Consider the following 13,510-nt stretch of genomic DNA (forward strand, 5'->3'; position numbering starts at 1 on the left):
GGTCTTTCAGGTGCGGGGGTTATTCTTTTTTCCGCTCCGTGCCAGACGCTCTGCGATAGCGCGAAGGTTCTCGCGGGTGCCTCGTGCCAGGTGCGAAGCCCGCGGTAGACCTTCCAACGCGCCCATGCCCTCTACTCGGGCAGCGAATTGTTGATCGCGCAGGCGCAGGTAGTCCTGGTGGCGGTCGAAGTGGTCAAGGATGTCATGAATGAGGGCGTCTGCCGAATAGCCCATGACGTCGTAGTCTTGACTGCCTTCAGGCAGGTGAACTTCAAGGCGGATCGTTGTCTCCCCTGCTGAGGTGAAGGGGCCGCCATAGGCTGGCATCGGTCCTTCCACTGCGATGATGTGGTACATAAAAGGCTCATCATCGAGGGGAATGAGCAAGCTCAGCGCATCAAAGACCTCCCGGTTAGGGGTGAGGTCCATCAGTTCCGTCACCTCGGGATCAAGGCCACGCACGACCGTGGCGTTGAGTTGGCCGTTGAAATGGGTGGCAAGGTTGTTCATCGCGGGTTCAGCGACCCGGTTAAGGTAGTCAATGGCTTCTTCGACCGTGACATTCTTGAAGATCCAGGTCAGGCGCTGCTGCCACGAGGCACCCGCCTGTTCTGACGTTGCGCCCGCACCGGTGACGATATTGCGGGCGGAGCGTTCCTCAGAAAAACGGCGTTGTGCATCATCACGCAGGGCCATGAACAGGCCAATCATGACCAGCACCATGACGAAAGCGAAGGGAAGTCCCATGACGATCGTCGCGTTTTGGAGGGCGGGAATACCATCAACCGTGAGCACGGCGATTGTCAGCACTCCGGTAAGAACCGCCCACCACGTTCGTACTCGTCGTGGAGCATCATCAGAGACAGTCGGCAGGAAGGACGAGAGGTTCGCCATGACGAGGGCGCCAGAATCCGCTGAGGTCACGTAGAAGAGTAGCCCCACCACGGTTGCCAGCACGATGAGGATGCTCGCCCCAGGGTAGCTTTGGAGCAGGTGATAGAGGCCGAGTTCAGGCACTTCCAGAGTGAGCTCAGCAAACGTGGCATCACCGCTGCGTACGAGGTCAATGGCGGCGTTACCAAAGACCCCGATCCACATGAGGACGTAGAGGAAGGGGATGATCATGGTTCCGACGACGAACTCACGCAGGGTGCGACCTCGGGAGATGCGCGCCAAGAACATGCCAACGAAGGATGCCCATGCGATCCACCACGCCCAGAAGAACAACGTCCAGGCGCTCATCCACGCCGTCATGTCGGAGTAGGCGAAGGTTTCCAGGGTTCGCAGGGGGAAGGTGGCCACAAAGTCACCGATATTCATAATGATCGCGCTGACAAGGAAGTCACTCTTACCCGCAACAAGCACCCAGCCAGCTAGTCCAATGGCGAGGACAACGTTGAGCTGTGAGAGGAAACGGATGCCCTTATTCACGCCTGAGAGGGCTGAGAGGATCGAGACCGCGATCGCTAGAAGAACAAGGCCGATCTGTGCTCCGATGCCCCGCTCAATCCCAAAGATGAGTTCGAGGCCAACATTGAGTTGAACAACGCCGATGCCCAGCGTGGCGGCTACGCCGAAAATCGTGCCCATAATGGCAGCAATGTCAACGATGTCGCCTATGATCCCATCGACTCTTCTGCCCAGCACGGGGTAAAGGGCGGAGCGAACAGCAAGGGGTTTCTTCCGGTTGTAGGCGAAGTATCCCAAAGCAATACCCATCAGGGCGTACATGCCCCAGCCGGTCACTCCGTAATGGAACAGTGTCCAGGTGATAGCCTCGCGGGCCGCCTGCACGCTTTGCGGGTCAGCGGTGGGAGGAAGCATAAAGTGGTTAATCGGCTCGGCAACAGCGAAGAACATAATGTCAGTACCGATACCAGCAGCGAAAAGCATTGATGCCCAGGCGAAAGTGGAAAACTCAGGGCGTGCGCTGGGCGATCCCAAGCGGGTTGTGCCAAAGCGTGAGGCTGCCAAGCCAATGACAAAAACAAGGATTGCTGTTGCCAAAGCGATGTAGAAGCCTCCAAACCACCGGGCAATGCTGTTCACCGCCACACCGAGGGCCCCGTGAGCGCTGGATGGGCTCAGAATGGCCCAAAGGGCAAGCGCAACCACCCCAAGGGACGCACCAAGAAAAACTCTGCCGTTGACATTAGGGGGGACGGGATGGCGGAGTGCGCGGCCTTCGGAGGCTTTCGTCGCGTTGTTCGCATCTGCACGCGCGTTGAGTTCTTTACTCACACAATCCCCTTCATTGAAAGCGAAGCTCTACCGGAGTAGTTCCAGAGAGCGTGCGGGCATCGCCTTCCTTATCAGCACACCCGTTCTTGTGTTCTGCCCCATCCTATGTATTAAAACAGGCCGCGGGTGGGCGCGATCTCCTTCCGGGCAAGTTCAGGGACGTATGCTAGTGCTGTCCCCTGTTGTGTCTACGGGAAAGTTCGCAATGGATCCTGTATCGGATGTCCTTCGCCCTCTATGGCGAATCCTGAGGACCACCGCCCAATTATGGTGGAAGCATTGGCCTGCGCTCCTCGTTATTTCGATACTCGCCTGGGCAGGACACGAATTCTTCTTATCCCTGGCGGTGTTCTCCACCCGCACCCACGCCCTACTGTCCTTCCTGATCCTTCCTTTCGCGCCGCTGTCCGCCCTCGTGGGATACATTGCAATCCTCCACTACACGGCGCCTTCACTGATGGATTTGCCTTCCCTACGCAAGAAAGAAGGGGCAGCTGCCGTCACCTCCTTCGTTGGAGTCGTGTCAGCTTCAATCCTCCCCTTCCTGGCACTTTACGCCGCTCAGGGCACAGCCAAGGCAGATAAGCTCGTTTTTCTACGGGATGTCTTCACTGACCACCTGGTTGCTGATGGCCTTCTTGCACCTGAACAGCTCAACGACCGCTACGGCTACAGCTCACCCCTGCTAATCATCGCCGTCGTCCTCATCGCTGTTCTCATCCGCCGTATCATCAGTGCCCTCAAGCTCAACGACAAGTTCCCCACCTTCCGCCTTTTCTCGGGCTATCTTGAAGCGCTCTGGCTTGTCTCATTGGCGGGCCTACTGAACCTCTACACAGGCAGAATCACCGAATGGTTCCACAAACGCGCAATGGTTTCAGCCGTCATTGAACGCTCGGAGGGGCTCATCGAGTGGTGGAATACTCCCTCTCTCCCCGACTTCATCACCCAGCCGTGGGGAGACTTCAACGGCTTGCTGACCGCGCTGATCATCACGCCTCTTGCAACCTTGACTGTGGCGGCAGCAGTGTACGGCGCAACCTTTGACAATAACCCCATGGAGTTCGGCCTCACAGCCACCATCGAAGAACGGCTTGACAACACACCCTCCTTCCTCAAACGCGGCTGGAACATGCTCGCTCAGTATGTCGCTGACATCTTCGCTACCGTGCGAAAGACCCTCGCCGCAGTCCGTAAAGTCATGGCAGCCGGAGTTGGGCCCGTCATTATGATGTCCCTGCTGGTTGCTGCAGCCGGCCACCTGCGCACTCCGTTGACGATGGCGGCGCGCGCCCTCGTTGGACCACAAGCCCAGACCGTGTGGTACGTCTTAAGGCCCTATACGACCCTATTTGTTGAAGCCCTCTTTATGGCAATCACTGTGCCTCTTGTGGCCGCCTGCTCAGCAAGTATCGCGCGGGCTCGCCGCGAACAGCTTGCCGCAGAGCGCGCCACCCAAGAAGTGGAAAGCTAAGCCGACCTTCTCAGGGCAGTGCTTTCCCTCATCAGGCTCTGAATTCATCAGCCGACGAACAAGGAGACGGCACCCGGCGTCCTTATCGTCGACTACTCGGCCGCAAAGGCATGTGACAAGAAGATAATGAGCTGGCGTGAGCCGGCCATAAAAGCCAGGGCTGTCACCGGCACTAAGGCCACCACGAACCACTTATTACGTTCCCACCAGGTCTTCACAGTCGATCACTCTTCACGGTGTACGCCTCCAAAGGGGAGGTCACTTGCGGACTGTCCTCGCTCAACGCCAGATCCAAACGTGCAACATCATCAAGGGTTTCTGGCGTCGCTTCACGCGCCGCTGCGACCTCAAGTTTCAAACCGGGAAGATCCTTGCGGGCAACTTCGATAGCGACGTCACAGCGCACATTCTTCTCATAGGGCTTAACAGTACACAAACGGCTCTCCGGCAAAGCCCAGTAGCGCAAACCCGATGCGGACACAGCTTCAATGGTGCCGATCTTGCGTTCAGTCGTACCACCTGACAGTTCCAGGCCCACCACAACGAACACCTCTGGTGATACGTAGGTGTGTGATCCCATCTCGACTTTCTTCGTCACCGTCACATCGCGGGCAAGCAACTCGTACGTGCGCAAAGAGACGCTCTCATTGAAAGCAGCCTCACGAACAAAGGGAGTGCGCATGACATCAGCCGGAGAGGGAACATAGTGCCGGAGGGCAAAAACAGCGCCCACGCAGACGAGCAGCACGAGGATGGACGCTGCCGTACCCGCCACAGATCGAGCTGTCATTCGCGGCATCATTGCACCTCCTGCACCGGAGCGACTGGTAGGTCAATGTAGGCCAAGGATTTTGGATCCACCCACACCTTCGTATCATCCAGGGTGGAACGGCGTTCTTTGAGGGTGTTGATACGCACCGTCACATGCGATGTCATCTCGGCGCCCTCCGGTAAAACCCACATGGCGAAGAAATCCTGGTCGAAACCGGGCTGGATAGCTTCACCGGGGTTCTCGTCCGTGCCGCGCATCGCGCCCGAGAATGACAGCCCAACATTTTGCTGATGGACGCCAAAGAGGTCCTCGACCGCATCAGACAAACTTCCAGAGGCCACCAGATCCGCAGAGGAAACGGGGGTTTGCCCCTCCAGATAGACATTCAATACGTCGCCAATAATTTGCGCAGGTAGGGGCCCCTTCGCGGAGAAGTCCGTGATCGTCACCCGCATGACGAGGTAATTCTTCTTTGGATCGGCATAGCCTATACCGACGATGTCTTTAAACCACCCGGCCTTGCCGACCGTCACCGAGAAGGGCCCAACAGCTTTAGCCTCGCCCATTGCCGCCGACTGCACGGTGTCAGCCGCCGATAGGGTAGTTTCCCAGCCTCCAAGGGGCACCGACACGACGGCGGCAATCGCCAGCACAGCCGCCGCCGACCATTTCCACCAGGGCACGGAAGAGACCTGCGCTTTGGCTGCAGTCAGCGGATGGGGAGCGTCCTCAAGGATCTCTGCCGCCATTTCTCGGGCTTTATCCATCCCCGCAGCCGAGGGGAAAATCGAGCGCTGACGGGAGGAATCCTGATGCACCTGCCGACGTGATGGGAAAGGCGAGGCGACAATCTCACGATCTGAGGGGCGCTCAGCAATGCTCCCCGAAGGCACTTCGTGTGAGGATGCTGTGCTGGGAGGAATCGCGTCTGTTTCGCCTGTCCCAGGCTCTACAGGGATGTGAGGTTCAGGCACATCAGGATTCATCAGTGGTACTCACTCCCAACCCTTCACTGGCCAAGAAGGGGGAAACGTACGATTGTTTCCTCACGCCCCGGGCCGACGCCAATGATGGAAATACGGCACTTGGACAGTTCTTCCAGGCGCAGGATGTACGCCTGTGCATTGGCAGGTAGGTCCTCAAAGCGGCGAGCTGTCGTAATGTCCTCACTCCAGCCGGGTAGCTCTTCGTAGATTGGTGTCGCATGGTGGAAGCCCGTTTGATCCATCGGCATCTCCTCCATGCGTACGCCGTCAACCTCGTAAGCCACGCACACGGGGATCGTTTCATAGCCGGTGAGGACGTCAAGCTTGGTCAAGCAGATGTCTGTCAGGCCGTTAATACGCGTCGAATAGCGTACGACTACTGAGTCGAACCAGCCGGTGCGACGAGGCCGACCTGTGGTCACGCCGAATTCGCCTCCCTTGTGCCGCAGGGCCTCTCCGACCTCGTTATCCAGTTCGGTGGGGAAGGGGCCTTCGCCAACGCGGGTGGTGTAGGCCTTGGCGACGCCCACCACCGCGTCAATGCGGGTCGGACCAACACCTGTGCCGGTCAGGGCACCACCAGCGGTCGGGTTGGAGGATGTGACGAAGGGGTAGGTTCCGTGGTCAATGTCGAGCATCGTTGCCTGCCCGCCCTCGAAGAGAACAGTTTCACCACGGTCCAGGGCCTCGTTGACGATAAGGGAGGCGTCAACAACCATGGGGCGAACACGTTCAGCGTAGGAAAGGAGCTCGTCAACAACCGTCTGCGGGTCGATGGCCTCCACGCCCATTGCTTCGAGGAGCTGATTCTTCGTCACCAGAGCAGACTGAACCTTCTGAGACAGGATCGAGGGGTCGAAAAGATCTTGGATACGCAGGCCGATGCGGTTCATTTTGTCGGCGTAGGTGGGGCCAATGCCTCGCCCTGTCGTGCCGATCTGTCGGGCGCCCAAGGACTTTTCAGTAGAGCGGTCAATGATGCGGTTGTAGCTGGGGATAATGTGCGCGTTGGATGAGATCTTCAGCTTCGTGCAGTCAATGCCGCGCGCAGACATTTCTTCAAGCTCGTAGAAAAGAACTTCCAGGTCGACGACAACACCGTTGCCAATAACGGGAGTGACACCCTCAGAGAGGATACCTGCCGGAAGAAGGTGGAGCGCATACTTTTCACCATTGACCACGACGGTGTGGCCGGCGTTGTTGCCGCCGTTGAACTTTACGACGACGTCAGTGTCCTGACCGAGCTGGTCAGTGGCCTTGCCTTTGCCCTCGTCACCCCACTGGGTTCCGAGCACGATCACGGCTGGCATGTTTTCTCCTCAAGTGGATTTTCCACGCGAGCCACGTGCCGCGGCTCAACGCAGGCAGAACGGTGGTTCTACCGACAAGAGTTTAGCCGGAAAGCAGACAGAACTCACTCACAACGCTGAAGTTACTTTATCTGCCGCCTACTTTGACCCATCTCGTCGCTTGCAACTGGCCAAATTGTCACTATGTCAGGCTGCGAAAAGGAAGAACTACCCGGTCGTGTCTTTACGTGGCCGCCCTCGCCCGCGCATGGGAGCAGCCTCGGGGGCGCGACCTGCCTCGCTGAGTGCCCGGCGTAAGAGCACCTCGATCTGAGCATTCACCGAACGAAGATCGTCTGCGGCCCATTTGGCGAGGGCGGCGTGCACGGCCGGATCAAGGCGGAGAAGGATTTGCTTGCGCGTAGCCTTTTTCCCGCTTTTTTCTTCACGCGCTGACTCGCTCTGCCCCTCGTAATGTTCTTCGCGGGGCAGAGCGAGCTCTATGCGCATGTCCTCCATGGCTCCATTGTCAGTCACAAAAGACCTCAGGAGTACAGTGATCCAGCGTTAATCACAGGGGTCGTGCGTTGTTCAGAGCAGAGCACAACAAGCAGATTAGAAACCATCTGTGCCTTTCGCTCCTCGTCAAGCACAACGATGTCTTCGTCCTCTAGGCGCGTGAGGGCTTGTTCCACCATGGTCACGGCACCTTCAACAATCTGCTCGCGAGCAGAAATAATTGCTCCGGCCTGCTGTCGTTGAAGCATCGCCTGGGCGATCTCTGGGGCGTAGGCCAGGGATGAGATGCGGACCTCGACAATTTCGATGCCCGCCATAGCGACGCGTTCGGCAACCTCGTGGGCAAGTTCGCGCGAGACAATGTCTGTACCGCCTCGCAGGGAGGTTTCACCCGGACCTGGCTCATCGTAAGGGTGTGTGGTGGCGACATGGCGCAGGGCCGCTTCGGACTGGGTCTTTACGAATTGTTCGTATTCTTCGACGGCGTAGACTGCGCGGGCCGTGTCTGCGACCTGCCAAACAATAATGGCAGCGATGTTGATGGGGTTGCCGTCAAGATCATTGACCTTGAGTTCATTGGTCTCGAAGTTGTGGACTTTGATGGAGACCTTTGTGCCGCCTGTGAGGGGTGGTACAAGCACCATGCCGGTACGGCGAATAGTGCCAATGTAGTTTCCGAAGAATTGGCGCACTGATGTCTGTCCGGGTTGGACGATGGTGATGCTTGAGAACAGACATAGTGTCACCACGAAGGCTGTGATCGCTACACCCATGAGGAGTGGGGAAGCATTGGGGTCTGATTCCAGGGCGATCACTTGAGAGATAAATAATGCGACAGAGCCACCCAGACTTGCCAAGAGGATGACCAGAACAAGGAATGCCAGGGGACTTCCGGCTGACACTGCAGGCTTTTCCGCGATATCAATGCGGATGCCTTCTTGTCCGACCGGCCGGGTGGCATCCATTCCAGCGGTATCTTGCGAAATGTGTTCGACAGGCATGAGTCTCACCACTCATTCTTTTGGACTTCTTTGGGGTTTCTTCTGGTTCAGGCGTTAGCCAACGCTAGAGCGATATCAATATGATATCTATTTTTTGCGTGAACGCAAGACCCCTCAGAGCCTCCAGAATCCCCCTACCCCTGCCCCTCGCCTAGTTACGTTGCACTTGTTGCAAAAAGTGACAGCTATAGCCGTCACGCAACGCAACAACTGTCACAAAACTCGCCGTCAGCGGCGCCACGCCCCAAGCCCACCCCCAGTCTCCTCTCAGGGATGCTTACGCAGCTCAGGGCAGAATCAGGGGCATTCAGGGTTCCAACCCTCTCCCCCACCTGCTTGGATGAAAGAGGCCCACAAACAAAGGAAAGTTCATGTCCACTGCTAAAAAGGTTCTGCTCGGCGTCGGCGTTACCTTCGCTGCACTCGTCGGCCTTTCCCTGGGAGCCATCATGATGTGGGGGCCCTACTTCGGCGTGTACCTGATCCCACCAACACCAGAAAAAGCTGGCCTCAATGCCCTTGAAGTGATGGAGCAAGGCATCTACGCCAATAAACCCGAGTGGGCGCAGAAGAAGGAAGAAGCCACCTCCGCTCTTACCGACGTCAACACTTGGGATGAGCTTGTGCCCATTCTTCAAGATGCCATCAAGGTTGCCGGCGGACAACACTCCTTCGTTATCACCGAAGAAGAGATCAACGAGGCTCACTCAACCTACGAGCCACCACAGACCACACGCAATGACGGCATCCTCACCCTCACCCTTCCCGGCTACATGGGCACAGCCCAGCAGGGGCAAGACTATGCCGACACCATTGGCCAGGCCCTCTACCAACCAGGAGTATGCGGGGTCATCCTCGATCTACGCTCCAACACCGGCGGCGACATGGGCCCCATGCTCGCAGGTCTCTCTCCCCTTCTTCCCGATGGCACAGCCTCATCATTCATCATCCAATCCACTGAACACCCCGTCACCATTAACGGCGGTTCCACGGCCGGTGGCGGCACCCCCACAACGCTGACCTCCTACAACGGCAAGATCAACGTACCCGTGGCCATCCTTCAAAGCCCAAAGACCGCAAGTTCTGGAGAACAAACACTCCTAGCCTTCCGCGGCTTGGAAAATGTCCGCACCTTCGGGGGAGAGACCGCCGGATATGCCTCGGTCAATTCCGGCATCCACGTCTATAACGGGATCACCATGTTCCTCACCATCGGCACCACCGTGGATCGAAACGGGATCCCCTACGGAGAAGTCCCCATTCCAGCAGAGCAACCGACAGCACTATCAGACGCACCCGAAGCCGCACGTCAATGGCTCAACACTCACGGTTGCATGTGACACCAGCCCGGAGAGCGCCAGGGAAATCAGAAAGACAGAACACATAAAGCCGTGGGGGAGATCGTTGATCTCCCCCACAGTCACATCACGGTCCTGCATCTTTCGATACGACCGATTTTCGGCTCGCGCCCCTTATGCCTGACGCAGTGACGCCACCTCATACAGGGCGATACCCGTGGCGACGGCAGCGTTCAAGGACTCCACAGCCGAGGAAATCGGAATCGACACCACCTGGTCGCAGGCTTCACGCACAAGACGGGACAAACCAGCCCCTTCAGCGCCGGTGACAACCACCAGGGGCTCCTTCGCCAAGGGAAGATCACGCACCGAAACCTCTCCCCCGCCGTCAAGGCCCACCACAAAGAAACCCGCTTTCTTGCAGGCTTCAAGTGCACGCACCAGGTTGGTTGCGCGGGCCACTGGCACTCGTGCAGCCGCACCAGCAGAAACCTTCCAGGCGGTCGTGTTCACTCCGGCGCTACGACGCTCGGGAATAATCACGCCGTCAACACCAAAAGCGCCCGACGAACGCAGGACGGCACCGAGGTTGTGAGGATCAGTCACCTGGTCAAGAGCCACCAAGAGGGGCACGCCAAGCTGCTGCAGAGAATCAGTAATGAGGTCATCAACGTGGGCGTACTCGTATTCAGCAACCTCAATCGCGACACCCTGGTGGACTGTTTCCTCGGTTGCAACATCAAGATCACGCTTCGTGACCTCGTAAACGGGCGCACCCATGGCAGAGGCGTTGCGGACCACCTCTTCAACGCGATCGTCTCGCACATTCCCCAGAACAAACACGCGGGTCACGGGCACGCCAGCTCGCACGGCCTCAGCCACCGGGTTACGTCCGGCAATCAGCTCATGACCGGGGGCAACGCGAATCGACGATTTAGCTCGCGCCCTGGCAATCTGCGCCTTCTTTTCTTCGAGGCGCTCGCGGGCGATCTTACGCTTGTGGGCGGGATGGTAGGTGCGGTCCTCAGCTTTGGGTGTGGGGCCCTTGCCTTCGAGACGGCGGCGTGAGTGCCCACCGGTGCCGACCTGCGCACCCTTTTTCGATCCTGCCTTGCGTATCGCGCCGCGACGTCCGTCGCCGTTTCCACCTGCCATAGTGTGCCAACCTTTCCGCATCATTTTGGCTCAGCCGTTAAGAATACCGGGATTTTCAGTAATCGTGCGGGTGGAAGTGCTCACTCCCCCATACGAGGTGAAGGCCAGCCACCGACTCGCTGCTCGATCTGAGCCGCGAGCGCCATGAGGACATCCTCCCTGCCGGGGCGTGCCACGAATTGCATGCCGATTGGCAAACTCGACGCGCTCACAGGGGCGGGCAGTGACAGTGCCGGATGCCCTGAGACGTTGAAAATCGCCGTGTTCGCAACAAACACTGTGCTTCCTGAAGCAGAGGTCAAAGCGCCAACACCGCTGAGAGCATCCGCCTCTGGCGTCATGACTGGAAGGGTCGGAAGAAGCAAAACATCAGCGTGAGTGAGGAAACGCGCATCGATCATGCGTGCGATGGCCTCGCTGCGCCGCAGCGCACGGTCAAGCATGAAGCGGGGGATCGTGCGCCCAATGTCGGCAGTCGCGCGGGTTCGCCCCTCAAGTAATTGAGGATGCTCAACAGCAGCCGCTTCGATGGCCATGCCGGACGCGAATTGCGTGAGGAAAGCATCGGCTGCGGCAGGCCAGACTCTCCGTGTCTCTTTCATGTGATGCCCCATGCCTTCCAGTAGAGCCACGGTGGCACGTAGGGCGCGCTCTACTTCGGCCGACATCGCCACGCCGGGGGTTGCCGGGCGCGCACTCCACGCCACGGTGAAAGAGCGTGAGGTCTGCAAGGTTGCTTCCACATGCGACATCGGCAAGGGCGGGGCGACGAAGGTGTCGGAGGGCATCGTCCCGGCGAGCACGTCATTGACCACGGCGGTATCCGCCACTGTGCGGGTGATCGCGCCAAGGCTCACCAGTCCGTGCCAGTGTTCGCTTAAGGGGGCTGGGGAAATACGCCCTCGGGCAGGTTTCAGACCAACGAGGCCGCAGCATGCCGCCGGGATGCGGATGGAGCCGCCCCCGTCGGCCCCAAGTCCGATAGGGACCATGCCTGCAGCTACGGCAACCGCGGATCCTCCTGAGGAGCCGCCCGGAGATCGCGTTTCATCCCAGGGGTTGAGTGTTAGCCCGTAGCGTTCAGAGTTGGTGAGCGGGATCTGGCCAAACTCCGGCATCGTGGTTTTTCCGATAATGATGGCGCCCGCGCGGCGTAGCCGTCGGATGGCCTCGGAGTCTCGCTGCGCTGGGCTGGAGTTGCCGTAGCCGCCCAGTGTTGTGGGCAGGCCGGCAACGTCGTATTCCTCTTTAACGGCGACGGGTACGCCGGCCAGGGGCCCGTCGGCTCCGAAGGTGCGAATACGGGCCGGATCTCCGCTGGCGAGTGCGGCATCCAGGGCGGAGGCTTCTCCCAGTGCTTCATCGTGGCGGATCACCGTCATGGCGTTGAGAGGGCCGTTGACCTGTCGGATGCGTTCGATTGCGGCCTCGATAACTGCGCGGGCAGTGAAAGCGCCGCTGCGCACGCCTTCAGCTATGTCGGTGGCGCTCAGTGTGGCGTAGGTGCTGGGGGTGAGGTCTCCGTAAGAGGCCGAGTGCTCGTTGCGGTCCATACCTCTACGCTAGTCGCTCACCCGCCCACTCAGGTGGTCAACCTCGTGCATGATCAGGCCGCTGATGGCGATAATCCAGGAAATGCCTGCCACGGCAAAGAGGCGCTCGCGGGTGGGCACGCTATCGAGATAGTCGGAGAAACCGAAGCCGGAGCCGGGGGAGGCGACCGCGCGCATGTCAATCCCCCACAGGGCAATCAGTGAGCATACGAGGGCAAGAACAACGGCGATGGCGACTGCTATGCCCATTGCGCGATGGATGCCGGGAACGTGACGGTCGCGCGATTCAATGGGTGCGAGGATCAGTGCGCATGCGCCGGTAAGCAGGAGGGCGACAAGGACATCAGCGGGCCTGTGCCAGGCTTGGGCAACCACGGTGATGCCCATGAGTGCGGTCCACATCCATCCGAGCCAGGCTGCGGGGGCGCGCATCCATGCGGGAGCGACCATGATAAGCGCCAGGGAGACGGATGCTGCGACGGTGACGTGACCTGATGGTAGGGAATTGGCCAGGCCTGTGGTGAGGCCAAGGTCGGGTCGGTGAAGGAGGACTTTGAGGAGTTGAGTGAGAAGGTTTGCCACGAGGACCACGGAAACGGCTCGCCCAGCTAGCGTGGGGCGGCGACGTGCGAGTGCAACAAGGGTGACGGCAACGCTGACAACGACCATTGCAGCTGGGGAAACAACGCCGGTGACGATATTTTCCACCCGAGCTACGGCAGTTGCGCGGGCCATGACGCTTTCCATCATGAGCGTGTCAACGCCTTGACCGATCTCGGTGTAGAGGGAGAAGAAGGTGGTGAGGATAGCGGTGAGCACTGCTGCCAGTGCTCCGTAGAGGCGCCGGTTCAGGCGTGCTCGGTAGGTGGAGGCGGCGGGTCCTGAGGTCGGCGTTTTGCGGGGGACGGCTTTTCCTCGCACGGTGGGTGTGCGTTGTGCGCTGGGCATGTCGATCCCCCTTTCCGCAGGTGCACGCGCTGTGGCCTTTAGGCGCTGTTGTGTCATTCCACCGTAGTGGGCAGATTGCCATGCGGCATTTTCAAGTCGCAGAGTCTGACGTGAGTCTTCACACTAGCGCCCTGCGGTCTATCTTTCAGGCTGATGGCGCAATGCGAGATTGAGCGCGCCTAGGCACACGACGCTGATTGTGTGCTGCGTGGGCACCGAGGTGTGCACCCAGAGCTACAGCGGCACAAAAGAAACAAAAAGATTGCCTGAGGTC

General features: G+C 59.0%; 12 protein-coding genes. 2 read left to right on the forward strand and 10 right to left on the reverse strand.

The genetic code is table 11. From position 1 onward, the window contains the following. Positions 1-6 precede the first annotated feature (6 nt). A complete protein-coding gene (betT, locus tag EII11_RS03485; RefSeq protein ID WP_124868645.1) occupies positions 7-2,241 on the reverse strand; it encodes a choline BCCT transporter BetT in 2,235 nt (744 codons plus the stop codon). Between the two features lie 205 nt (positions 2,242-2,446). Between betT and EII11_RS03490 the strand changes: the two genes are divergently transcribed. Next, the gene (locus EII11_RS03490) at positions 2,447-3,715 is read left to right on the forward strand and encodes a hypothetical protein (RefSeq protein ID WP_124868647.1); all 1,269 of its coding nucleotides are present in this window, start codon (positions 2,447-2,449) and stop codon (positions 3,713-3,715) included. 92 nt (positions 3,716-3,807) lie between these two features. On the opposite strand, the gene EII11_RS10900 is transcribed toward EII11_RS03490, so the two are convergent. From EII11_RS10900 to EII11_RS03515, 6 genes are all read right to left on the reverse strand, one after another. Continuing rightward, positions 3,808-3,933, reverse strand: a complete 126-nt coding sequence (locus EII11_RS10900; RefSeq protein ID WP_276310951.1) for a hypothetical protein — start codon at positions 3,931-3,933, stop codon at positions 3,808-3,810. After that, entirely contained in the window at positions 3,930-4,505 is a 576-nt protein-coding gene (locus EII11_RS03495) for a hypothetical protein (RefSeq protein WP_124868649.1), read from the reverse strand. The genes EII11_RS10900 and EII11_RS03495 overlap by 4 nt, the downstream gene beginning before the upstream one ends. Before the next feature lie 8 nt (positions 4,506-4,513). Further along, complete coding sequence (locus EII11_RS03500; protein WP_124868651.1) at positions 4,514-5,461, reverse strand: hypothetical protein; 948 nt, start codon at positions 5,459-5,461, stop codon at positions 4,514-4,516. A 35-nt stretch (positions 5,462-5,496) separates the two neighbouring features. Next, a complete protein-coding gene (locus EII11_RS03505) occupies positions 5,497-6,783 on the reverse strand; it encodes an adenylosuccinate synthase (protein WP_124868653.1) in 1,287 nt (428 codons plus the stop codon). Positions 6,784-6,990: 207 nt separating this feature from the next. Continuing rightward, a complete protein-coding gene (locus EII11_RS10975; RefSeq protein ID WP_205649226.1) occupies positions 6,991-7,173 on the reverse strand; it encodes a type II toxin-antitoxin system antitoxin in 183 nt (60 codons plus the stop codon). A 134-nt stretch (positions 7,174-7,307) separates the two neighbouring features. Then, the gene (locus EII11_RS03515; RefSeq protein WP_124868655.1) at positions 7,308-8,282 is read right to left on the reverse strand and encodes an SPFH domain-containing protein; all 975 of its coding nucleotides are present in this window, start codon (positions 8,280-8,282) and stop codon (positions 7,308-7,310) included. A gap of 371 nt (positions 8,283-8,653) precedes the next feature. On the opposite strand from EII11_RS03515, the gene EII11_RS03520 reads away from it, so the two are divergent. Continuing rightward, positions 8,654-9,622, forward strand: coding sequence for a S41 family peptidase (locus EII11_RS03520; protein ID WP_124868657.1), 969 nt, complete (start codon positions 8,654-8,656; stop codon positions 9,620-9,622). A gap of 132 nt (positions 9,623-9,754) precedes the next feature. Here EII11_RS03520 and rlmB read toward each other — a convergent pair whose 3' ends face one another. The 3 genes from rlmB to EII11_RS03535 form a co-directional block, all read right to left on the reverse strand. Further along, positions 9,755-10,735, reverse strand: a complete 981-nt coding sequence (gene rlmB, locus EII11_RS03525; RefSeq protein WP_124868659.1) for a 23S rRNA (guanosine(2251)-2'-O)-methyltransferase RlmB — start codon at positions 10,733-10,735, stop codon at positions 9,755-9,757. Between the two features lie 80 nt (positions 10,736-10,815). Continuing rightward, positions 10,816-12,288, reverse strand: coding sequence for an amidase (locus EII11_RS03530; RefSeq protein WP_124868661.1), 1,473 nt, complete (start codon positions 12,286-12,288; stop codon positions 10,816-10,818). Positions 12,289-12,297: 9 nt separating this feature from the next. Then, on the reverse strand, positions 12,298-13,236 hold the full coding sequence (locus EII11_RS03535) for a phosphatase PAP2 family protein (protein ID WP_165867047.1): 939 nt from the start codon (positions 13,234-13,236) through the stop codon (positions 12,298-12,300). Positions 13,237-13,510: the final 274 nt, after the last annotated feature.

This window comes from Schaalia canis (assembly GCF_003858455.1).
Classification (GTDB): domain Bacteria; phylum Actinomycetota; class Actinomycetes; order Actinomycetales; family Actinomycetaceae; genus Pauljensenia; species Pauljensenia canis.